At 70.8% G+C, this 21238-nt stretch carries 18 protein-coding genes, 1 tRNA gene and 1 pseudogene; 4 read left to right on the plus strand and 16 right to left on the minus strand.

Annotated features, from left to right (window positions below; all coding sequences use genetic code 11):
- Positions 1 to 37: 37 nt before the first annotated feature.
- Positions 38 to 544 (minus strand): hypothetical protein, encoded by a 507-nt coding sequence (locus ACFQ2V_RS06205; RefSeq protein ID WP_386051741.1) that lies wholly within the window; start codon positions 542 to 544, stop codon positions 38 to 40.
- Between the two features lie 417 nt (positions 545 to 961).
- Here ACFQ2V_RS06205 and ACFQ2V_RS06210 point away from each other — a divergent pair.
- Positions 962 to 2130: pseudogene (locus ACFQ2V_RS06210) on the plus strand (IS481 family transposase).
- A 37-nt stretch (positions 2131 to 2167) separates the two neighbouring features.
- On the opposite strand, the gene ACFQ2V_RS06215 reads toward ACFQ2V_RS06210, so the two are convergent.
- The 11 genes from ACFQ2V_RS06215 to ald all read right to left on the minus strand — a co-directional run bounded on the left by ACFQ2V_RS06215 (position 2168) and on the right by ald (position 12219).
- Positions 2168 to 2241, minus strand: a tRNA-Pro gene (locus ACFQ2V_RS06215).
- Positions 2242 to 2322: 81 nt separating this feature from the next.
- On the minus strand, positions 2323 to 3822 hold the full coding sequence (gene der / locus ACFQ2V_RS06220) for a ribosome biogenesis GTPase Der (RefSeq protein WP_386051743.1): 1500 nt from the start codon (positions 3820 to 3822) through the stop codon (positions 2323 to 2325).
- 12 nt (positions 3823 to 3834) lie between these two features.
- Positions 3835 to 4500: a lysophospholipid acyltransferase family protein gene (locus tag ACFQ2V_RS06225; RefSeq protein WP_386051745.1), complete on the minus strand. Its 666-nt coding sequence runs from the start codon at positions 4498 to 4500 to the stop codon at positions 3835 to 3837.
- Positions 4497 to 5204 carry a (d)CMP kinase gene (gene cmk, locus ACFQ2V_RS06230; RefSeq protein WP_386051747.1) on the minus strand — a complete coding sequence of 236 codons (708 nt, stop codon included), beginning with the start codon at positions 5202 to 5204 and terminating at the stop codon, positions 4497 to 4499. Before cmk ends, ACFQ2V_RS06225 begins: the two co-directional genes overlap by 4 nt.
- Before the next feature lie 58 nt (positions 5205 to 5262).
- The gene (locus ACFQ2V_RS06235; RefSeq protein WP_386051748.1) at positions 5263 to 6345 is read right to left on the minus strand and encodes a prephenate dehydrogenase; all 1083 of its coding nucleotides are present in this window, start codon (positions 6343 to 6345) and stop codon (positions 5263 to 5265) included.
- 46 nt (positions 6346 to 6391) lie between these two features.
- Positions 6392 to 7348, minus strand: coding sequence for a pseudouridine synthase (locus ACFQ2V_RS06240; RefSeq protein WP_386051750.1), 957 nt, complete (start codon positions 7346 to 7348; stop codon positions 6392 to 6394).
- Positions 7345 to 8001 carry an SMC-Scp complex subunit ScpB gene (gene scpB, locus ACFQ2V_RS06245; protein WP_386051752.1) on the minus strand — a complete coding sequence of 219 codons (657 nt, stop codon included), beginning with the start codon at positions 7999 to 8001 and terminating at the stop codon, positions 7345 to 7347. The genes ACFQ2V_RS06240 and scpB overlap by 4 nt, the downstream gene beginning before the upstream one ends.
- Positions 7994 to 9058, minus strand: coding sequence for a segregation and condensation protein A (locus ACFQ2V_RS06250; RefSeq protein ID WP_386051754.1), 1065 nt, complete (start codon positions 9056 to 9058; stop codon positions 7994 to 7996). The genes scpB and ACFQ2V_RS06250 overlap by 8 nt, the downstream gene beginning before the upstream one ends.
- Positions 9059 to 9072: 14 nt before the next feature.
- Complete coding sequence (locus ACFQ2V_RS06255) at positions 9073 to 9909, minus strand: ParA family protein (RefSeq protein WP_386052041.1); 837 nt, start codon at positions 9907 to 9909, stop codon at positions 9073 to 9075.
- A gap of 202 nt (positions 9910 to 10111) precedes the next feature.
- Positions 10112 to 11107, minus strand: a complete 996-nt coding sequence (gene xerD / locus ACFQ2V_RS06260) for a site-specific tyrosine recombinase XerD (RefSeq protein ID WP_386052042.1) — start codon at positions 11105 to 11107, stop codon at positions 10112 to 10114.
- Complete coding sequence (ald, locus tag ACFQ2V_RS06265; protein WP_386051756.1) at positions 11104 to 12219, minus strand: alanine dehydrogenase; 1116 nt, start codon at positions 12217 to 12219, stop codon at positions 11104 to 11106. The genes xerD and ald overlap by 4 nt, the downstream gene beginning before the upstream one ends.
- 270 nt (positions 12220 to 12489) lie before the next feature.
- Here ald and ACFQ2V_RS06270 point away from each other — a divergent pair, with 270 nt between their 5' ends.
- Complete coding sequence (locus tag ACFQ2V_RS06270) at positions 12490 to 13101, plus strand: hypothetical protein (protein WP_386051757.1); 612 nt, start codon at positions 12490 to 12492, stop codon at positions 13099 to 13101.
- A 51-nt stretch (positions 13102 to 13152) separates the two neighbouring features.
- Here ACFQ2V_RS06270 and hisS read toward each other — a convergent pair whose 3' ends face one another.
- The gene (gene hisS / locus ACFQ2V_RS06275; protein ID WP_386051759.1) at positions 13153 to 14508 is read right to left on the minus strand and encodes a histidine--tRNA ligase; all 1356 of its coding nucleotides are present in this window, start codon (positions 14506 to 14508) and stop codon (positions 13153 to 13155) included.
- A complete protein-coding gene (locus tag ACFQ2V_RS06280; protein WP_386051761.1) occupies positions 14505 to 15206 on the minus strand; it encodes an MBL fold metallo-hydrolase in 702 nt (233 codons plus the stop codon). Before ACFQ2V_RS06280 ends, hisS begins: the two co-directional genes overlap by 4 nt.
- A 284-nt stretch (positions 15207 to 15490) precedes the next feature.
- On the opposite strand from ACFQ2V_RS06280, the gene ACFQ2V_RS06285 reads away from it, so the two are divergent.
- Both ACFQ2V_RS06285 and ACFQ2V_RS06290 read left to right on the plus strand, forming a co-directional pair.
- Positions 15491 to 16339, plus strand: a complete 849-nt coding sequence (locus tag ACFQ2V_RS06285) for a peptidylprolyl isomerase (protein WP_386051762.1) — start codon at positions 15491 to 15493, stop codon at positions 16337 to 16339.
- Positions 16336 to 18258 (plus strand): DUF349 domain-containing protein, encoded by a 1923-nt coding sequence (locus ACFQ2V_RS06290; RefSeq protein WP_386051764.1) that lies wholly within the window; start codon positions 16336 to 16338, stop codon positions 18256 to 18258. The genes ACFQ2V_RS06285 and ACFQ2V_RS06290 overlap by 4 nt, the downstream gene beginning before the upstream one ends.
- Positions 18259 to 18367: 109 nt before the next feature.
- Here the strand turns inward: ACFQ2V_RS06290 and ACFQ2V_RS06295 are convergent, their stop codons facing one another.
- On the minus strand, positions 18368 to 20668 hold the full coding sequence (locus ACFQ2V_RS06295; RefSeq protein WP_386051766.1) for a RelA/SpoT family protein: 2301 nt from the start codon (positions 20666 to 20668) through the stop codon (positions 18368 to 18370).
- Between the two features lie 28 nt (positions 20669 to 20696).
- A complete protein-coding gene (locus ACFQ2V_RS06300) occupies positions 20697 to 21221 on the minus strand; it encodes an adenine phosphoribosyltransferase (protein ID WP_386051768.1) in 525 nt (174 codons plus the stop codon).
- Between the last annotated feature and the right edge of the window lie 17 nt (positions 21222 to 21238).

The raw sequence follows: 21238 nt of genomic DNA on the forward strand, positions 1-21238 counted from the left end.
GGATGGCCGCCGAAACCGGCGCCCATCCCTTCGTGGTTCAGCTGGCGATGTAGTGGACCGTCACCGTGGCGGCCTGGCAGGCGTTCTGGTTGGCGTTCGCCTTGTTGTTGAACTGGAGCGTGAAGTCCACCGTGGTCGTGCCGGCCGGCGCGAGATCCTTGGCGGTCAGGCCGAGGGAGACGGCCCCGGCGGCGGTGGTCGGTGCCACCGAGCCGTTGAGCTTGTAGTCGGTTCCGTCACAACCCGTCTTGTCGGTCGTGAGGTACGCCTTGACCGCGGAGACGGTGTAGGTCTCGGTGCCGTTGTTGGTGACCGTGGCGGTGACCGTCTGCGCGCTGTCACCCGGGAACATCGCCTGGGTGCTGCCGCCCGTGACGCCGAAGATGTTGCTGGCGCCGTCGCGGGTGGTGGCCGTCCCGCTGCCGCCGCCGGCGGACGTCCAGTAGGCGTAGGCCCCACCGGCGGTCGCGAGGCCGAGGACGCCCGCGGTGACGATGGCAGCGGCCTTCTTCTTCGAGCTCTTCTTCTGCTTCTGCGTGCCCATGGGAATCCATGACCCTTTCTTTACCGGTGCTTGGTGATCTGCTGGTCTGGACTTTGACATGGCAAATCGCCGTAGAACCCGCAAGTCGGGCAATGTTGCGCGTTCCTTGCGCATGACTTGTCGGACTTCGGGTGCCCTTGCAGGCATGACCGGGTCACGTTGCAGCACAGCCCCGTCCGCTCGGGCCGTCGAGGGGTGGCCGACGCTGGGTGAGGGAGGGTCGCGTGCACCGGTGCCGGTGGGACTCCATGACCCTCGGGCCGAGTTGCCCGGGACGACGAAGAAGGGCTTGTTGCCACGACTCTCGCCGTGCAACAAGCCCTTCCGCGTCTGTGTCGGGCTGTCAGTGTCCTGGTCGGGCACATAGGAAACGGGTGTCTCGGGACATAGGAAACCTCGGCACGGTCAGATGCGGCCATGTCCAAGGCGCGTCTGATCATCACCGCGGTCGTGGTGCAAGGCCGGTCCCAAGCCGACGTGGCCCACGCGTACGGGGTGTCCAAGGGATGGGTGTCCAAGCTCGTAGCCCGCCACCGCGCCGAGGGCGAAGCGGCGTTCGAGCCACGATCCCGCGCCCCGCACCGCCACCCGAACGCCACCCCCCAGGCGACGGTCGCGCTCGTCATCACGCTGCGCCGGCAGTTGCACGCCGCCGGACACGACGCCGGCCCGGACACCATCGCCTGGCACCTGCGACAGCACCACCGAACCACCATCGCCCGCTCCACGGTCGCCACGATCCTCACGCGCGCCGGCCTGGTAACCCCGGAACCGCGCAAACGCCCCAAGAGCTCCTGGACCCGGTTCGAGGCCGACCAGCCCAACGAGTGCTGGCAGTCCGACTTCACCCACGTACGCCTTGCCGACGGCACCGACGTCGAGGTCCTGGCCTGGCTCGATGACCACTCCCGCTACCTGCTGTCCCTGACCTGCCACCGTGCCGTGACCGTCACCGACGTCCTGGCCACCTTCACGGCTGCCTGCCAGCAGCACGGCACCCCTTACTCGACCCTGACCGACAACGGCCTGGTGTACACCGCCCGACACCGCGGCGGCCGCAACGCCTTCGAACACCAGCTGCGCCAGCTCGGCGTGGTGCAGAAGAACTCACGACCGAACCACCCGACCACCTGCGGCAAGGTCGAACGCTTCCACCAGACCCTCAAACGCTGGCTCGCCGCTCGACCCGCCCCGGAAACCCTCGAGGACCTACAACGCCTGCTCGAGACCTTCCAGCGCGAGTACAACACCCAACGCCCGCACCGCGCCTTGAACCGGCGCACCCCGCACGCCGCCTACTGCGCCACCCCGAAGGCCGCACCCACCGGCAGCCACACCGGAACCCAGGCCCGCGTGCGCACCGACCGCGTCGACAAGGCCGGCAAGGTCACCCTGCGGATCAACAGCACGATGTTCCACATCGCCGTCGGGCGAACCCACGCCCGAACCCCTCCATCAAGATGCTCGTCCACGACCTGGACGTCACCATCATCGACGCCACCACCGGCGAGCTCCTCACCGAACTGACCATCGACACGAGCCGCCGCTACCAACCCCTAAACGCCAGGAAACCCCCGAACCCGTAGGTTCGAGGGTTTCCTATGTCCCAAGAGAGGACATGTGTCGGGCTGACAGGATTTGAACCTGCGACCCCTTGACCCCCAGTCAAGTGCGCTACCAAGCTGCGCCACAGCCCGTTGCCCCGTGGGGCGAACGAGACGAAACCTTAGCGCACGGTGTGCCGCCCGTCCCAATCGGGCCCCGCGGGGCGGCGAGGGTCAGCGTCGACGCTTCTCCCGGACCCGGACGGACACCTCGATCGGGGTGCCCTCGAAGCCGAACTGCTCGCGCAGCCGGCGCTCGATGAAACGTCGGTAACCGGCCTCGATGAAGCCGGAGGCGAAGATGACGAACCTCGGCGGACGGGTGGAGGCCTGGGTAGCGAAGAGGATCCGCGGCTGCTTGCCACCGCGGATCGGGTGCGGGTGCGCGGCGACGATCTCGCCGAGGAACGCGTTGAGCCGGGCGGTGGGGATGCGGGTGTCCCAGGAGCCGAGAGCGGTCTCGATGGCGGGCACGAGGCGGTCCATGTGGCGGCCGGTCCGTGCCGACACGTTGGCGCGCGGAGCCCAGGGAACCTGCACGAGCTCCTTCTCGATTTCGCGCTCGAGGTAGTAGCGACGCTCCTCGTCGAGGGTGTCCCACTTGTTGTAGGCGATGACGAGGGCGCGGCCGGCGTCGATGACCTGCTGCACGACACGGACGTCCTGCTCGGCGATCGGCTGCTCGGCGTCGATCAGGACGACGGCCACCTCCGCCTTCTCCAGCGCCGTCTGGGTGCGCAGCGACGCATAGAAGTCGGCACCGCGGGACTGGTGCACCCGGCGACGGATGCCGGCGGTGTCGACGAAGCGCCACGTCTTGCCGCCGAGCTCGATCATCTCGTCGACGGGGTCGCGCGTGGTGCCCGCGACGTTGTCGACGACGACGCGCTCGGACCCCGCCAGGCGGTTGAGCAGGCTCGACTTCCCGACGTTGGGACGACCGATGAGCGCCACGCGTCGGGGACCGCCCTGGGCGTACGCGCCGTGTGCCGACACGTCGGGCAGGACCTCGAGCACGGCGTCCAGGGCGTCGCCGCTGCCGCGGCCGTGCGCGGCCGACACCGGCCACGGCTGGCCGAGCCCGAGGTTCCACAGCATCGCGGCGTCGGCCTCGCCGCGCTCGTCGTCGACCTTGTTGGCGACGAGAACGACCGGCTTGCCCGAGCGACGCAGCAGCTTGACGACGGCCTCGTCGTCGTCGGTGGCTCCGACCGTCGAGTCGACGACGAACATGACGACGTCGGCGAGGTCGATGGCGATCTCGGCCTGCTCGGCGACGCGCAGGTGGATGCCGGTGGCGTCGGCCTCCCAGCCACCCGTGTCGACGATGGTGAAGCGGCGACCACCCCACTCGGCCTCGTAGGACACCCGGTCGCGGGTGACGCCGGGCACGTCCTCGACGACCGCCTCCCGGCGGCGCAGGATGCGGTTGACCAGGCTCGACTTGCCGACGTTGGGGCGGCCGATGACGGCCACGACCGGCAGCGGACCCTGCTCGGCGGCGTCTCCGGCGTACGGCCCCTCTGCGTCGAGCAGGGCCTGGTCCTCCGGGCTCAGCTCGAAGTCGTCGAGCCCCGCGCGGAGCGCGCGCTCCACGGAGGCGTCGTCGACGGCGGGGTCGGAGGTCGAGATCGGAGCGCCCCCGTCGATGGGGCGGGCGGTCTCGTCAGTCACGGTGTCCTCGAATCAGTGAACGTCTGTTGACGGACCATTCTCCACCCGCGAGCGACGTACATGTGACGCGAGGGCGTCACGCAGCTGCTCGCTGGCCAGCCGGAGGCGGTCACGCCCGGGCACCGCGGGATCGACGACGAGCTGGAACGGGTCGCCGAAGTCGACGACCAGGCGGGACCGGAGGGAGGGCCAGTCGTCCTTGCCGGCACCCGGTACGCGTGTGCCCATGACGGCCACCGGCACGACCTGCGCCTTGGTGCGCAGCGCGATCCAGGCGGCCCCGGAGTTGATCTGCTGGACCTCGCCCGTACCACGATTGCCCTCGGGGAAGATGCCGACCGCTCCCCCGCGCTCGAGGACGGCGGTGGCGGTGGCCAGCGCCGCGCGGTCGCCGACGCTGCGGTCGATCGGGATCTGGCCGACGTTGCGGATGGTCCAGCCGAAGAAGCCCGAGAACGCCTCCTGCTTGACGAGGAAGCTGACGGGGCGCGGCGCGAGGCCGAAGACGAGCGGACCGTCGAGGAACGCCGCGTGGTTCGCCACCAGGATCACCGGCCCGGTCAGCGGGACGCGTTCGGGGTGCAGGGCCGAGCCGCGGTAGAGGGCGCTGAAGATGAGCTTGCCGATCGGGCGGCCGATCCGGGCCCGGTTCGGGTGGGGAGCGACCGGCTGGTTCACGCGCGCGCCGCCTCGACCACCTGGAGCACCGCCTCGACCGAACCCTCGAAGTCGAGGTCCGACGTGTCGATGGTCGTCACGCCGTCGGCGGCGACGGTGAACTCCGACACGGCCGAGTCGGCCTTGTCGCGGTCGACGACCTGCGAGCGGGTCGCCGCGACCGCGTCTGCGTCTGCGGCGCCGTGCAGCTCCCTCGAGCGTCGGGCGAGCCTGGCCTCCTCCGAGGCGGTGAGCAGGATGCGCACGGGGGCATCGGGGGCGACGACCGTCGTGATGTCGCGGCCCTCGGCGACGACGCCGCCGTTGGCGCGCCCCGTGTCGGAGATGAGCCGTCGCTGGAGCCGGCGGAGGATCTCGCGGACGGGGATCACCGTGGCGACGGCCGAGACGTTGGTCGAGATGCGCGTCTCGCGGATCGCGGCCGAGACGTCGGTGCCGTCGACCTCGACGGAGGGGGCGTCAGGGTCGGTGCCGATGGTCAGGGGGAACCGCTGCGCGGCGGCTTCGACGGCGTCGGCGTCGGTGAGGTCGACGCCCTGTTGGAGGCACCACCAGGTGAGGGCCCGGTACATCGCGCCGGTGTCGAGGAAGCCGTAGCCGAGGGACCGCGCGACCTGCTTGCTGACGCTGGACTTGCCCGAGCCCGAAGGTCCGTCGACCGCGATGACGAAACCGGACAGGTGCTCCTCGGGGCTCTCAGGCATGCGCTCGAGGATAGTGCCTCGTCGCGAACCGCCCGACCGGTGCCCGACCCTGCGGCAGTCAGTCGTGCAGTCTCCAGCCGAGGCGCGTCAGCTCGGCCCGCAGCGGCTCCACCGAGGCCGGCACGACCGAGAGCTCGGCGACGCCGACGGCCTGGCCGAGGCCGTGCTCGAGGTGCAGGTCCTCGAGGTTGATGCCGGCGTTGCCCATGTCGCCGAACAGCCGCCCGAGCGAGCCGGGCTCGTCGGGGACGATCACCGACACCACCTCGTATGCCGCCGGGGCAGCACCGTGTTTGCCGGGGATGCGCGCATGGCCGAGGTTGCCGGCCTCGAGGACCCGGCTCAGCGTGCCGAGGGAGCCCTCACCGTCCGACTCGACGAGCGAGTCCAGCGCGGTGACGACCTCGTCGACCTGGACGCGGACCTGGCGCAGGACGTCGCGGACTGCCGGCGCGTTGCCGGCGAGGATCTGGGTCCAGAGCCGCGGGTCGCTGGCCGCGATTCGGGTCACGTCGCGCAGGCCCTGCCCGGCGAGGCCGACGGCCGACTCGGGCAGCTCGCGCAGGCACGCGGCGACGATGCTCGCCGCGAGCTGGGGCACGTGCGACACGGCGGCCACGGCCTCGTCGTGATCGTGGGCGGGCATGACGCGCACGGCGCTGCCGACGGCTGTCGCGATCTCGCGCACGCGCCGGATGGCTGCGTCGGTCGAGCCCTCGTGGGGCACGACCACCCAGGCCCGACCGTCGAAGAGATCGCCTCGGGCAGCTGCGGTGCCGGATCTCTCGCGTCCGGCCATCGGGTGCGAGCCGACGTAGCGGCTGGAGTCGGCGCCCGAGTCGAGGATGTCGACCAGCACCGCCTCCTTGACCGAGGCGACGTCGGTGACGACGGCGTCGGGCCACCGGTTGAGCGCCGCGATGACAGCCTTGGCTGCGACGTCGGGCGGTGCTGCTACGACGACGACGTCGGGGGCGTCCGTGCCCTCGTCGGCGATCTCTCCGGCCCGCAGGTCTCGCGCGAGCCGGACCGCGGTCGGGGACGGGTCTTCGAGCGAGACGCGGAAACCGTTGCCGGACAGGCAGATTCCGAGGCTGGCCCCGATCAGGCCAACCCCGACGATGCGGACGTGCGTGGTCACCCCGTCAGCGTAGCGACGCTGCCGCGCCGTCGACGGGACGTCCGGCTCACAGACCGGCGGCCTTGTAGAGCGCGCCGATCTCTGCCTTGTTGAGGCGGCGGGTGCGTCCCGACTTGAGGTCGGCCAGGCGGATCGGGCCGACCTCGGTGCGCACGAGCTCCAGCACCGGGTGACCGACCGCCTCGAGCATGCGTCGCACGACGTGCTTGCGCCCCTCGTGCAGCACGACCTCGACCATCGCCTTGCCTGGCTGGTGGTCGACGATGCGGAACGAGTCGACCGTGACGGGCCCGTCGTCGAGCTCGACGCCCTCGCGCAGGCGCTTGCCGACGTCGCGCTGCACCGGCCCACGGATCGTCGCGATGTACGTCTTGAGCACGCCGTATGCCGGGTGCTGCAGACGGTGCGCGAGGTCGCCGTCGTTCGTGAGCAGCAGCAGGCCCTCGGTGTCGGCGTCGAGACGACCGACGTGGAAGAGGCGCTCCTCGCGGTTGCCGACGTAGTCGGCCAGCGAGATGCGGCCGAGCTCGTCGTTCATCGTCGTGACGACGCCCTTGGGCTTGTTGAAGGCGAGGTAGACGCGGTCCTCGTCGAGGTTCACGCGTACCCCGTCGACGTGGACGACCTGGGTGCGGGGGTTGATGCGCACCCCGAGCTCGGTGACGACCTGGCCGTCGACCTCGACGCGGCCCTGCTCGATGAGGTTCTCGCAGACGCGACGAGAGCCCACTCCCCCGGCGGCCATGAGCTTCTGGAGGCGCACGCCCTCGGGGTCGTGGACGTCGATCTCGGGGGTGGACCGACGCTCCGGCAGCTTGGTGGGCTGGCTCGCCTTGGTGGAGCCGGCGAACCGCGCTCCGCCGGCTGTGCCTCCCTTACCGCTCTTGCCGCCCTTGCCGACACGGGCAGCCCCGCCCCGGCTCGGGCCTCCACGGCCCTTGGCGCCACCCGCGGCCGTGCCCTTCTTGCGGGGCTGGCGGGGCGACCTGGAGTACTCGCTCATGCGTGTCCTTCCTCGATGAGCTCGTCGATGACATCGGCGTCCGGCAGGTACGGCGCGAGGGCCGGGAGCTCGTCGAGCGACGACAGCCCCATCCGCTGCAGGAAGTAGGGCGTGGTGCGGTAGAGGACCGCGCCGCTCTCTCCGGCGTCCTCCACCTCCTCGATGAGGCCTCGGGACGTCAGGGTGCGTACGACCCCGTCGACGTTGACGCCACGGACCGCGCTGACGCGGGCACGTGAGACCGGCTGGCGGTACGCGATGACGGCGAGCGTCTCCAGCGATGCCTGGGTGAGCTTGGCCTGCTGCCCGTCGAGCACGAACTTCTCGACCACGGGCGCGAAGTCGGAACGGCTGTAGACGCGCCACCCGCCCGCGACACTGCGCAGGGTGAACCCGCGCTGCGCGGCGGCATACTCCTCCTCGAGCGCCACCAGGTGCCCGCGGACGTCCTCGACCGGAAGCTCGAGGGCCGATGCGAGCGCGACCTCCGTCACCGGCTCGTCGACGACCATGAGCACGGCCTCGAGCGCCGACCGGGCGCCGCCCGGGAAGTCGTTGATGTCGAAGGCGATCTGCTCGTCGGCACCCTCACGGTCGTCGAGCACGTTGGGCTCGGCGGTCGCGTCGGGCCCCTGCGCCGACTGCTCAGTCATCGTCTGTTCCTCCTCCGGGGGCGGCGGTTCCGCCCGCGTCGTGCTCTGCCTCGTGGCGTCCTGTGACGGGCGCCGGGTCGTCCGCCGGGTCATCCACGCCGTCTTCCTCATCGTCCGCCTTGTCGGGCGCGTCGTCGAACTCGTCGTCGAACTCGTCGTCGAACTCGTCGTCGATGGCCACGTCACCGAGGTCGGCCCCGGTCCAGCGGATGTCGAGCTCGCCCAGCGCTTCGGCCTGCTCGAACGCGATAGCGGCCTCCTTGAACAGCTCGAGGAGCGCGAGGAAGCGGGCCACGATGACCAGCGTGCTGTCTGCGTCGGACACCAGGCTGCGGAACGACACCTGTCCGCGGCTGCGCACCCGCTCGACGATGATCGCCGCCTGTTCGCGGACGCTGACCTGCGGAGCGTGCAGGTGGTCGAGGCCGACGGTCGGCGGGATCTTCGGGGTCATCGCGCGGGCGGCGATACGGGCGAACTGCTGCGGCGTCACGGCGATGACGAGCTCGGGCAGCAGGCTCGTGAACTCCGCCTCGAGCCCCGCCTGTCGTGGCGTGATGCGCCCGGCGGTGGCCATGCGGTCGCGGAAGGTGTTCGCGATCTCCTTGTAGGCGCGGTACTGGAGCAGGCGCGCGAAGAGCAGGTCGCGGGCCTCGATGAGCGCGAGGTCCTCGTCGTCCTGGGGGCCCGACTGGGGCAGCAGCCGTGAGGCCTTGAGGTCGAGGAGGGTCGCCGCGATGAGGAGGAACTCGGAGGCCTGCCCGAGGTCCCAGTCGGCGTCGGCGGCCTGGGCGGCCTTGATGTGCGCGACGAACTCGTCGGTGACCCTGGCCAGGGCGACCTCGGTGATGTCGAGCTTGTGCTTGCTGATGAGGCCGAGGAGCAGGTCGAACGGGCCGGAGAAGACGTCGAGGTGCACCTCGAACGGCGCCGCGGTGCGCCGCGTGATGACACCACCTGGGACGAGCTCCGGGCGCGCGTCAGCACCAGACCCGGCCGAGGGCACGACGGGGTGGGGGTCGACCGCGTCGCGGTCGACGGTGTCCTGCCCGACCATCAGTTCACTGCGGATCAGGCTGCCCCACCGCGCGCGATGAGCTCGCGGGCGAGCTGGCGGTAGGCGTTGGCGCCGGAGTGGTCGGACGAGTAGGAGGTGATCGGCTCGGCGGCGAGCGTGGCGTCGGGAAACTTCACCGTGCGGCTGATGACGGTGTGGAAGACCTGGTCGCCGAAGTGGTCGACGACGGAGCGCACGACCTCACGGCTGTGCAGCGTGCGGCTGTCGTACATCGTCGCGAGGATGCCGTCGACCTGCAGGCGCGGGTTGAGCCGGTCGGTGATCTTGTCGATCGTGTCGATGAGCAGCGCGACTCCGCGCATCGCGAAGAACTCGCACTCGAGCGGCACGATGACGCCGTGCGCCGCCGTCAGCGCGTTGACCGTCAGCAGGCCCAGCGAGGGCTGGCAGTCGATGAGGATAACGTCGTACTCGTCGACGACGGGTCGCAGCACGCGTGCGAGGATCTGCTCGCGGGCGACCTCTCCGACGAGCTGCACCTCGGCCGCCGACAGGTCGATGTTGGCCGGCACGAGGTCGAGGTTGGGCGTGCGGGTCTGCTGGATGACCTCGTGGATCTCGTGGCCGCGCTCGACGAGCAGGTTGTAGATCGTCGTGTCGAGCTCCTGGGCGTTGACGCCGAGGCCGACGGAGAGCGCACCCTGCGGGTCGAAGTCGATGACGAGCACCTTGCGCCCCAGCTCGGCGAGGGCGGCCCCGAGGTTGATGGTGGTCGTCGTCTTGCCGACCCCGCCCTTCTGGTTGCACATGGCGATGATGCGCGCCGGACCGTGGCTGGAGAGCGGTCCGGGGTCGGGGAAGTCGGGAAGCGGACGACCCGTCGGGCCCATCGCACCCGAGCCTGCCGACTCGGTGCCGGGCAGCTGGGCGACGGCGACGGAGCTGAGGGTGGGGTGGCGGGGTGGGTCGAGGTCTTCGGACGGCACGGACTGCATGCTCTGGTGTGACTCCTCGTTCACCGGGTGTTCCACTCCGCTCGGCGTTGCCCCTGGGATGCTGTGGTCAGCCTCTCGCTGATCAGGTGCGACCCTATCAGCGGGCACGGGGGTGGGCGCCCGCATACACCTCGCGAAGTCGGTGCACCGAGACCATCGTGTAGATCTGCGTCGTGGTCACGGAGGCGTGCCCGAGCAGCTCCTGGACGACGCGCACGTCGGCGCCCCCGTCGAGCAGGTGGGTGGCGAAGGAGTGGCGCAGCGTGTGCGGCGAGACGTGCTCGAGGCCGGCGCGCGCGGCGGCTCGCTGGATGATCGCCCAGGCCGACTGGCGCGAGAGCCGGGCCCCGCGCTGGTTGAGGAACAGGGCCGGACCCCCCTTTCCGTGCGTGGCGAGGGCCGGACGGCCCCGGACGAGGTATGCCGTCACCGCCTCGAGGGCGTAGCGACCGACCGGCACGACGCGCTCCTTGCCGCCCTTGCCGTGCAGCCGCACGGAGCCGACTCCCCCGCGCGAGGGCGCGCCCGCGGTCGGGTCGACGGTCGGGTCGGCGGGGTCGGCGGCCTCGAGGTCGTCGACGTCGAGACCGACCGCCTCACTGATGCGGGCGCCCACGCCGTAGAGCACCTCGAGCAGGGCGCGATCACGGAGCGACTCGGGCGTGTCGCCGACCGCCGCGGCCGCCAGGAGCCGTTCGACGGCGTCCACCGGGATCGCCTTCGGCAGGCGAGCGGGCGGTTTGGGTGGGGCGACGTTGGCGGCCGGGTCGGCGGGCACCTCGCCCTCGAGGGCGAGGAAGCGGTGGAAGCCACGGACCGCGACCAGGGTGCGCGCAGCCGACGAGGCCGCGAGGCCGCGCTCGCGCAGCGAGGCGAGGAAGTCGGCGACGTCCGCCTCCGTGACGCGCGCGGCGTCGTCGATGCCCTTGGCAGCCAGGAACGCAACGTAGCTCCGGAGGTCGCGTGCGTAGGACTTCAGCGTGTTGTCCGAGGCGCCCTTCTCGACCCGGACGTGGTCGAGCCACCCGCGGACGTCGCGCTCGAGGCGCGTGACCCGTGCCGCGGGTGGACCGGTGGAGACCTGCTGCGTCAGGACAGCGCCTCGTCGAGGGTGACCGAGGCCATGCCGTGCGCCTCGGCGACGCCGGCGTAGGTCACGTGGCCGTCGTGCGTGTTGAGCCCGAGACCGAGCGCGTGGTCGCCGCGGAGCGCGTCGCGCCAACCCTGGTTGGCCAGCTTGACGGCATACGGGAGAGTGGAGTTCGTCAGGGCGTACGTCGACGTGTTGGGCACGGCGCCCGGCATGTTGGCCACGCAGTAGAAGACGGAGCCGTGCACCTGGTACGTGGGGTCGGCGTGCGTCGTCGCGTGGCTGTCCTCGAAGCAGCCGCCCTGGTCGATCGCGATGTCGACGAGCACCGAGCCCGGCTTCATCTGCGACACCAGCTCGTTCGAGACGAGCTTGGGCGCCGCGGCGCCGGGGATGAGCACCGCGCCGATGACCATGTCGGCCTGGAGCACCTGCTCCTGGATCGTCAGCTTCGACGAGGCGAGCCCGTGGACCTGGTTGTCGTAGCGCCAGAACGACATGCGCAGCTTGTCGAGGTCGGTGTCGAGCAGCGTCACGTCGGCGCCCATGCCGAGCGCGATGTTGGCGGCGTTCTGGCCCGAGACGCCCGCGCCGAGGATGACGATCTTGGCGTTCGCGACGCCGCCGACGCCTCCCATGAGCACGCCGCGGCCGCCCTGGGCCCGCATGAGCGCGTGCGCGCCCACCTGCGGTGCGAGGCAGCCGGCCACCTCGGACATCGGGTAGAGCAGCGGCAGGCCGCCAGAGGGCAGCTGCACGGTCTCGTACGCGATGCCGGTGACCTTGCGCTTGACGAGCTCCTCGGTGAGCGGCTTGTCGGCGGCGAGGTGCAGGTAGGTGAACAGCGTCAGGCCCTCCCGCATGCGGTGGTACTCCTCGGCCACGGGCTCCTTGACCTTGAGCACCATGTCGGCCTCGCCCCAGACGTCGTCGGCCGAGCCGATGATGCGGGCACCGGCCGCGACGTAGTCGTCGTCGCTGATCTGGGACCCGACGCCGGCGTCCTTCTCGACGAACACGTCGTGCCCGTGGTCGGTGAGCTCGTGCACTCCCGAGGGTGTGATGGCCACGCGGTACTCGTGGTTCTTGACCTCGCGTGGGATGCCGACCTTCATGCTGTTGCACTTCCTTCCGGGCTGACGCCGCCCGGCGCCGTTGCCGTGGCGGACGAGGGCCCCTCGCGGGGCCGCGAGCCAACTGTATCCACGGCAGTCCGGGCCCCGTCACGTCCTCGTGCTACTGCCATCCGGCCGTGTGCCGTGCTGCCGGAGGGGGCCACCGCACCCCTCGCGGTCACCGGGCAGGGACGAGCCTGCCGTCCGCAGTCTGCGTCGACCGGACGTGCGCGACGTGCTCCTCGACGCCTTGTTCGCCACGATGGTCCGGTGAAGCTCTACGCAGACAGCCCCGCCCGCCGCACCCGGCAGATCCTGGCCGACGTCCTGATGCTCCTCTGGGTCGGCGCCTGGGTGTATGCCGGCCGGCAGGTCCACGACACCGTGCAGGGCCTGCGCGCGCCGGCCGACTCGATCACGTCGGCGGGCCGGTCCGTCAACGGTGCCCTCACCGGGGCCGGAGACCAGGCCGGCCAGATCCCGCTCGTCGGCGACCAGCTGAGGACCTGGCTGAACCAGGCTGCCGGATCGGGCACCACGCTCCAGCAGGCGGGGACCTCGATGGCCGACACGGTCGAGTCCCTGGCGCTCGGGCTCGGCTTCGCGACGGCCCTCGTCCCGATCCTGCTCGTCCTCGCCGTGTGGCTCTACGTGCGGGTTCGCTTCGTACGCAATGCCACCCGGTCGCAACGCTTCATCGACGCGGGCGAGGACCTCGACCTGTTCGCGCTCCGGGCGATGGCGAACCAGCCGATGCGCGCTCTGGCGAAGGTCTCCGACGACCCGGTCGGCGCCTGGCGCCGTCAGGACCGAGACGTGATCCGCCGGCTCGCGCACCTGGAGCTGCGCGACCAGGGACTGCGCCCGCCACCCGGTGCCTGAAGCGGTCTTGCCGGCGTGCTCAGTCCCCGACGGCAGGCACCGGTCGGGTGGTCAGCCCTGTTCGGCGCGGGTGACCGTCGGCACGAGGTCATCGGCCGGGGGTGCCCACGTGTCGGCGGAGGCCGCCACCTGCGTGCCGGTGCGGATGTCCTTGACCTCGTGGCCCGACTCGGTCGCCCCGGGGAACCAGACGTACGGGATGCCGCGGCGTTCGGCATACCGGATCTGCTTGCCGAACTTGGCGGCCGAGGGCGCCACCTCGCAGGCGATCCCCCTGCGGCGCAAGGCCGTTGCGACGGCGACGGCGTCGTCGCGCGACTCGTCGTCCTTGAGGGCGACGAGCACCGCAGCAGGCGTGGAGCGTGACGCGGTCACGAGGCCCCGACCGATGAGGAGGCCGAGGATGCGGGTGACGCCGATAGAGATGCCGACACCGGGGTAGGTGGTGCGGCCGTCGCTGGCGAGAGCGTCGTAGCGGCCGCCGGAGCAGAAGGAGCCCCACGACTCGTGCCCGACGAACTGCGTCTCGTAGACGGTTCCGGTGTAGTAGTCGAGGCCGCGGGCGATGCGCAGGTCCGCGACGAGCTTGCCCGGCGCGTGTGCCATGCCGGTGCGGATGACGTTGGTGAGCGACTCGAGACCCTCCTCGAGGAGCGGGTGCTGGACGCCCAGGGCGCGCACCTGCTCGACGAACCCGAGGTCGGTGGAGCGGATCTCGGCCAGCGCGAGGCACTGGTCGGCCTGCGCGTCGGTGGCGCCCGCCTCCAGGAGCATCGCCTTGACCTTCTCGGGGCCGATCTTGTCGAGCTTGTCGACGATGCGCAGGGTGCCGATGACGTCGGTGATGCCGATGCCCTGGTAGAAGCCGTTCGGGATCTTGCGGTCGTTGACCTGGATGACGAAGTCGCCGACCGGGAACTTGCTGAAGACGTCGGCGATGACCAGGGGCATCTCCGCCTCGAAGTGCGACGACAGGTCGCCCACGTCGACGACGTCGATGTCGGCCTGGGTGAACTCCCGGTAGCGGCCCTCCTGTGGCCGCTCGCCGCGCCACGCCTTCTGGATCTGGTAGCGCCGGAAGGGGAACGAGAGCTTGCCGGCGTTCTCGAGGACGTAGCGCGCGAACGGCACGGTCATGTCGAAGTGCAGACCCCAGCGAGCGTCGTCGTCACTGCCGCCGGCGAGCCGCGAGACCGCGTAGATCTCCTTGTCGGCGTCCTCGCCCTGGGAGCTCAGCCGCTCGATCGGCTCGATCGAGCGCGTCTCGACCGACGAGAAGCCGTGCAGCTCGAACGTCTCACGGATGACGTCGAGGAACCGCTGCTCGACGATGCGCTCGGACGGGAGGTACTCGGGGAAGCCACTGATCGGCAGGACCTTCGTGGCCTTCGGCTGGGAGGTGCTCACGCGGACAAGTCTTTCAGGTAGGGGTTGGTGGCGCGCTCCTGGGCCATCGTCGTGGCCTGGTAGTGGCCGGGGAGCACGAGCGTCGTGTCGGGAAGCGGCAGCACCTTGTCGCGCAGGCTGCGCTGCATCGCTGCGGCGTCTCCTCCCGGCAGGTCGGTGCGCCCGATGGACCCGGCGAAGAGCACGTCGCCGGTCACCATGGTGCGGTCGACGTCGACCTGGTCGCGGATGCCGTCGGGAACCCGGTCCAGCCCGAACATCACCGAGCCCTCCGTGTGCCCGGGAGCGTGCAGCACGTCGACGTCCATGCCTGCCAGCGACAGCCTCGTGCCGTCGACGATCTCGACGACGTTGGTCGGCTCGGTCCACGTCGCGGCCGTGCCGAACTGCTGCTCGAGCATCGCGACGAGACCCGGGTTGCTGCGGGCCAGCAGGTCGTGCAGCCGGTAGCGGTCGTCCGGGTGGATGTACGCCGCGGTGTCGGCCCCGCACACCGGCGTGACCGAGTAGACGTGGTCGACGTGCCCGTGGGTGAGCAGCACCGCAGCGGGGCGGAGACGGTGCTCGTTCAGCACCTCGCGCAGCGTCTCCTCCACGCCGACGCCGGGGTCGACGATGAGGCACTCCTCCCCCGCGCCGGGCGCCAGCACGTAGCAGTTGGTGTCGAACGCCTGGGCGGGGAACGCGATCGTCAGCACGCTCGGAGCCTAGCGAGGGCGCACCTGCGGGGCACACGGCATACGTGGTCGGACGGGCGTCGGGCGGGGCGTCGGACGGGCGTCGGACGGGCGTCGGGCGGGGCGTCGGCGCCTGTCCCGCACGCTGGCGTATGCCGTCCGGCGAGCCTGCGGGCGTAAATCCGCCGGTCAGAAGGGAGTTGTCACGGACTCGTGACCCGTCCCGCTGCGTACGCTCAGCAGTCGTTCCATAAAATGACCGGACGCCCGGGGACAACCCATGTGGCCCGTACGAGGAGAGGTCAGTGACCAAAGAGCAGGAACGCGCACGTGCGCGCCGCCGCCACGAAGAGCAGCAGAAGACAGCGAAGCCGCCGGTGAGCGACTCGACGCGCGACAAGCAGGTCTTCGGCGTGATCCTCGCGGTCATCCTCGTCATCGCAGCCGTGATCGTCGTGCCGAAGCTCATCGGCAGCTCCGACACGCCGGCCGCGGCGAGCGCGAATCCCTCCGCCACGCCGACGGCAGGCGCGACCCCGACCTCGAAGGGCGGCCTCGTGGCCGGCCAGAAGCTGGCGGCCGGGTGCACCGCTCCCCCGGCCAACCAGGCCAACCCGAAGCAGCAGTCGACGGTGCCGCCCAAGGCCGAGGCCGCCGGCAAGACCTTCGTCGCCACGGTGAAGACCACCTGCGGCACCATCACCATGGAGCTCGACGGCACCAAGGCCCCCCAGACGGTCGCCTCGTTCCTCAACCTCGCCAAGACCGGCTACTGGGCCCCGAGCCCCTGCCACCGCCTCACCACCGAGGGCATCTACGTGCTCCAGTGCGGTGACCCCACTGGCAGCGGTGAGGGCGGCCCCGGGTACCAGTTCGGCATCGAGAACGCTCCGGCCGACGGGAAGTACCCCCGTGGCGTGCTGGCCATGGCGCGCATGCAGGACCCCAACTCCAACGGCGGCCAGTTCTTCATCACCTACAAGGAAACCCAGTTGCCCACCGAGGGTGGCGGCTACACGATCTTCGGGAAGGTGACCAAGGGTCTGGACATCGTCGACAAGATTGCGGCGGGCGGCCTGGTCACTGCAGGCCAGCCGACGCCCGTGAACCCGATCAGCATCCTCAGCGTCAGCGTGACGGAGAAGAAGGCATGACCGACATGAACCAGCCCGAGCCCGACGAGACCACCGGCGCGCAGGCCCCGGCGCCCTCGGAGCCGTCCGACTCGTCCACGCCGTCGGCACCCACGCCGTCGGCACCCACGGCGACGGCCGACGACGCCGCGGCCGCAGATACGGCGGACGCCGTGGACTCGGTGGCGTCGACGGAGTCGGGGGACGCGGTGTCGGCGAGGGAGCTCGAGGCCGAACAGGCGGCACCCGCTGCGGAGCCGGAGGCGTCCGCGCCGGCCGACACCGAGCCCGAGGCCGTTGAGGCGGCTCCCGCTGCGGAGCCGGATGCGTCCGAGCCGGCCGTCACCGAGCCCGAGGCGGCTGAGCCGGCTCCGGTTGCCGAGCCGGAGGCGTCCGAGCCGGCCGGCACCCAGCCCGAGGCCGTTGAGGGGGCTCCCGTTCCCGAGCCCGAGGCGTCCGAGTCGGCTGTCGAGGAGCCCGCCACGGAGCCCGCCACGGAGCCCGCCACGGAGCCCGCCGCCAAGGCCGAGCCTGCGCCCGCGGCGCCCACCCCCGCGCCGGCACCAGTGCCGACGCCCGCGTCAGTGCCCAAGCCGTCGGCGATCCCGACGCCGGCGGCCCTGGCCAAGGCCGTTCCGCACCCTGCGGTGACCACCGTCGCTCCCCCGGCCATCACGACCGACCACTCGGCGTCAGCGGCCTTCGGTCGCGTCGACGAGAACGGCACCGTCTTCGTGCGCACCAAGGAGGGCGAGCAGGAGGTCGGCTCCTACCCCGGCGCCAGCGACGCCGAGGCGCTGACCTACTTCGCGCGCAAGTACGACGAGCTCTTCGCCTCCGCGGTGCTCCTCGAACAGCGCCTCGGGCAGCCCGAGGTCCCGTCCAAGGACATCGCCGAGGGGCTGAAGACCCTTGCGGCACAGGTCAAGGACGCCACCGTCGTCGGCGACCTCGATGCCCTCGCGAGCAAGCTCGACGAGATCCAGTCGGGCCTTGCGGCCAAGCGAAACGTCGAGCAGCAGCACCGGGCCGAGGCCCGGGCCGCGGCCACCGCGGAGCGCGAGAAGATCGTGGCCGAGGCCGAGGCGATCGCTGCCCAGCCCGAGAGCCGCATCCAGTGGAAGAGCAGCGGCGCCCGCATGCGCGAGCTGCTCGACGAGTGGAAGGCGCACCAGCGCGCAGCCACGCGCCTCGACCGAGAGACCGAGTCAGCCATGTGGCAGCGTTTCAGCGCTGCCCGGAACGGGTTCGACAAGGCCCGCCGGAGCCACTTCGCCGGCCTCGACGCGGCGCACGCCGACGCCAAGTCGGCCAAGGAGCGCCTCGTCGGCGAGGCCGAGAAGCTGGCGACGAGCACCGACTGGGCTGCCACCGCAGGCGCGTTCAAGCGCCTCATGGACGAGTGGCGCCGCGCGGGTCGGGCGAGCCGTTCCGACGACGACAAGCTGTGGGCGCGGTTCAAGGCGGCCCAGGACGCGTTCTTCGCCGCCAAGGACGAGGTCGTCGCCGCCGAGGAGGAGCAGTTCCGCGGCAACCTCACCGTCAAGGAGGGCCTGCTCGCCGAGGCGGAGGCGATCCTGCCGGTCACCGACCTCGAGAAGGCCAAGGCGCAGCTGCGCGTCATCCAGGACAAGTGGGACGCGGCGGGCAAGGTGCCGCGCGCCGACATGGAGCGCGTCGAGAAGGCCATGCGCCGGGTCGAGCAGACCGTGCGCGACGCCGAGGACCGCAAGTGGAAGTCGAGCAACCCCGAGGTGGCTGCCCGCGCCAAGGCGATGGTCGACCAGCTCGAGCGCGCCGTCGCCGACCTCGAGGACGACCTGGCGAAGGCCGAGGCGTCCGGCAACGCCAGCAAGGTGCGCAAGGCCCGTGAGGCCCTCGAGGCCCGTCAGGTCTGGCTCGACCAGGCCCGGGCCGGCGTCGCAGAGTTCGGCGGCTGACGCGCGCCCCACCCCCAACCGTCGAGAGGCCAGCTCCTGCCCGCAGGAGCTGGCCTCTCGACGTCGGACAGGCGGCACATGGTGGCCACTCGACCGTTGATCTGTGGGGTCAGGAGCGCATGACGGCGTCGGTGGACTTGCTGCCGTTGACGCGGTAGACGTCGAAGACGCCGTCGATGCGCCGCACCGCCTTGATGACGTGGTCGAGGTGCGTCGGGTCGCCCATCTCGAAGGTGAACCGCGAGATCGCCACGCGGTCCCGTGAGGTCTGCACCGAGGCCGACAGGATGTTGACGTGCTGGTCGGACAGCACGCGCGTGACGTCGCTCAGCAGCCGGTTGCGGTCGAGCGCCTCGACCTGCAGCTGGACGAGGAAGACGCTGGCCGAGCTCGGCGCCCACTCGACGTCGATGAGACGCTCGGGGTTGGCCGTGAGCTGGTCGGCGTTCGTGCAGTCGACGCGGTGCACCGAGACGCCGTTGCCGCGGGTGACGAACCCGATGATCGGGTCGCCGGGCACGGGCGTGCAGCACTTCGCGAGCTTGACCCAGACGTCGGCCGTGCCGACCACGACGACACCGGGGTCACCGGTACGTCGACGGCTGGCAGCCCTCGTCGGGACCGTGGCCTCGGCGAGGTCCTCGGTGGCGCCATCGACGCCGCCCATCGACGCGACGACCTTGCCGACCACGTGCTGGGCGGAGACGTGCCCCTCGCCCACCGCGGCATACAGCGCCTCGATGTCCTGGTAGCGCAGGTCGGTGGCGACGGCTGTCATCGACTCGTGGCTCATGAGCCGCTGCAGCGGGAGGTTCTGCTTGCGCAGCGCCTTGGCGATGGAGTCCTTGCCGGCCTCGATGGCCTCCTCGCGGCGCTCCTTGCTGAACCACTGCTTGATCTTGTTGCGGGCCCGCGGGCTCTTGACGAACTGCAGCCAGTCGCGCGACGGCCCGGCCCCGTCGGCCTTCGACGTGAGCACCTCGACGACGTCGCCGTTCTCGAGGGTCGACTCGAGCGGCACGAGCCGGCCGTTGACGCGGGCACCGATGCAGTGGTGGCCGACCTCGGTGTGCACGGCGTACGCGAAGTCGACGGGCGTGCCACCCATCGGCAGCGCCACGACGGAGCCCTTGGGGGTGAAGACGTAGACCTCGCTGCTGCCCATCTCGAAGCGCAGGGAGTCGAGGAACTCGCCGGGGTCCTCGGTCTCGCGCTGCCAGTCGAGCAGCTGGCGCAGCCAGGCCATGTCGTTCTGGGGCGTGATCTCGCCGGGGCGCGCCGCGCCTCCGCCGTTCGTCTGGTCCTTGTACTTCCAGTGGGCCGCGACGCCGTACTCGGCGCGACGGTGCATCGTGTGGGTGCGGATCTGGATCTCGACCGGCTTGCCCTGCGGGCCGATCACGGTCGTGTGCAGCGACTGGTACATGTTGAACTTCGGCATCGCGATGTAGTCCTTGAACCGGCCGGGAACCGGGTTCCACCGCGAGTGAAGGGCGCCCAGCGCCGCGTAGCAGTCGCGCACCGTGTCGACGAGCACGCGGACCGCGACGAGGTCGTAGATCTCCTCGAAGTCACGGCCGCGCACGATCATCTTCTGGTACACGGAGTAGTAGTGCTTCGGACGGCCCGTGACGACTGCCTTGATCTTGGCGGCGGTGAGGTCCTCGGTGACCTGGCCGCGCACGCCCGCGAGGTACTCCTCGCGAGCCGGGGCCCGCTCGGCCACGAGACGCACGATCTCGTCGTAGACCTTCGGGTAGAGCGTCGCGAACGAGAGGTCCTCGAGCTCCCACTTGATGGTGTTCATGCCGAGGCGGTGTGCGAGCGGTGCGTAGATCTCGAGCGTCTCGTTGGCCTTGCGCTTGGCCGACTCGGGGCTGACGTAGCGCCAGGTGCGGGCGTTGTGGAGCCGGTCGGCGAGCTTGATGACGAGCACCCGGATGTCGCGCGCCATCGCGATGACCATCTTGCGCACGGTCTCGGCCTGCGCGGCCTCGCCGTAGGTGACCTTGTCGAGCTTGGTGACGCCGTCGACGAGCATCGCGATCTCGTCGCCGAAGTCGCGTCGCAGCTCGTCGAGGCCGTATGCCGTGTCCTCGACGGTGTCGTGCAGCAGCGCCGCCGCGAGGGTCGGGGGCGTCATGCCGAGCTCGGCGAGGATCGTCGTGACGGCGAGCGGGTGCGTGATGTACGCGTCACCGCTCTTGCGCATCTGGCCGTCGTGCGCGTGCTCCGCGACGGCATACGCCCGCTCGATGACCGAAAGGTCGGCCTTGGGGTGGTTCTGCCGGACAGCCGTCATGAGCGGCTCGAGGACGGGGTTTCCCGCGGGGCGGGCCGCCCCGAAGCGCGCGAAGCGGGCGCGCACCCGCGACGGGGTGGACAGCTCGCTGCGGACGTCCTCGCTCATGAAGAGAGTCTAGGCGTTCTGCTCGTGGTCACACCGTGAGGATGGCGTTGACGGGCCGCTGCGGGAGGCGGTCGCGCCCGTCGAGAAAGCCGAGCTCGATGACGAACTCGATGGCGCTCACCTTGGCTCCGCCGCGCTCGATGAGGTCGCAGGCGGCTGCTGCGGTTCCGCCCGTCGCGAGCACGTCGTCGATGAGCAGCACGCGGGCGCCGGACGCGAAGGCGTCGGACTGCACCTCGACCTCGGCGCTGCCGTACTCGAGGGAGTACGTCGAGGCGATGGTGTCGCCGGGGAGCTTGCCGGCCTTGCGGATCGGCACGAAGCCGACACCCAGGGCAAGGGCCACCGGCGCCCCGAAGATGAAGCCGCGTGCCTCGATGCCGGCGACGACGTCGACCTGGCCCGTGTAGCGCTGGGCGATGTCGTCGACGAGCGACCTGAAGGCCGCCCCGTCGGCCAGGAGCGGCGCGATGTCCTTGAACACGATGCCCGGCTTCGGGAAGTCGGGCACGTCGCGGACCCTCGCGGCCACGAGGTCACTGGTCTGGCTCACGCCGTCTCCTGCTGGGT

Source organism: Terrabacter terrigena (assembly GCF_042676085.1).
Lineage (GTDB): Bacteria > Actinomycetota > Actinomycetes > Actinomycetales > Dermatophilaceae > Terrabacter > Terrabacter terrigena.

What these genes read in the sequence shown, in the direction of transcription:
- scpB (WP_386051752.1), bottom strand. Translation starts at nt 8,001, where the DNA reads ATGACTGAGCAGTCGGCGCAGGGGCCCGACGCGACCGCCGAGCCCAAC.
- ACFQ2V_RS06255 (WP_386052041.1), bottom strand. Translation starts at nt 9,909, where the DNA reads ATGGGCCCGACGGGTCGTCCGCTTCCCGACTTCCCCGACCCCGGACCG.
- cmk (WP_386051747.1), bottom strand. Translation starts at nt 5,204, where the DNA reads ATGCCTGAGAGCCCCGAGGAGCACCTGTCCGGTTTCGTCATCGCGGTC.
- ald (WP_386051756.1), bottom strand. Translation starts at nt 12,219, where the DNA reads ATGAAGGTCGGCATCCCACGCGAGGTCAAGAACCACGAGTACCGCGTG.
- ACFQ2V_RS06205 (WP_386051741.1), bottom strand. Translation starts at nt 544, where the DNA reads ATGGGCACGCAGAAGCAGAAGAAGAGCTCGAAGAAGAAGGCCGCTGCC.
- ACFQ2V_RS06240 (WP_386051750.1), bottom strand. Translation starts at nt 7,348, where the DNA reads ATGAGCGAGTACTCCAGGTCGCCCCGCCAGCCCCGCAAGAAGGGCACG.
- ACFQ2V_RS06250 (WP_386051754.1), bottom strand. Translation starts at nt 9,058, where the DNA reads ATGGTCGGGCAGGACACCGTCGACCGCGACGCGGTCGACCCCCACCCC.
- ACFQ2V_RS06290 (WP_386051764.1), top strand. Translation starts at nt 16,336, where the DNA reads ATGACCGACATGAACCAGCCCGAGCCCGACGAGACCACCGGCGCGCAG.
- ACFQ2V_RS06295 (WP_386051766.1), bottom strand. Translation starts at nt 20,668, where the DNA reads ATGAGCGAGGACGTCCGCAGCGAGCTGTCCACCCCGTCGCGGGTGCGC.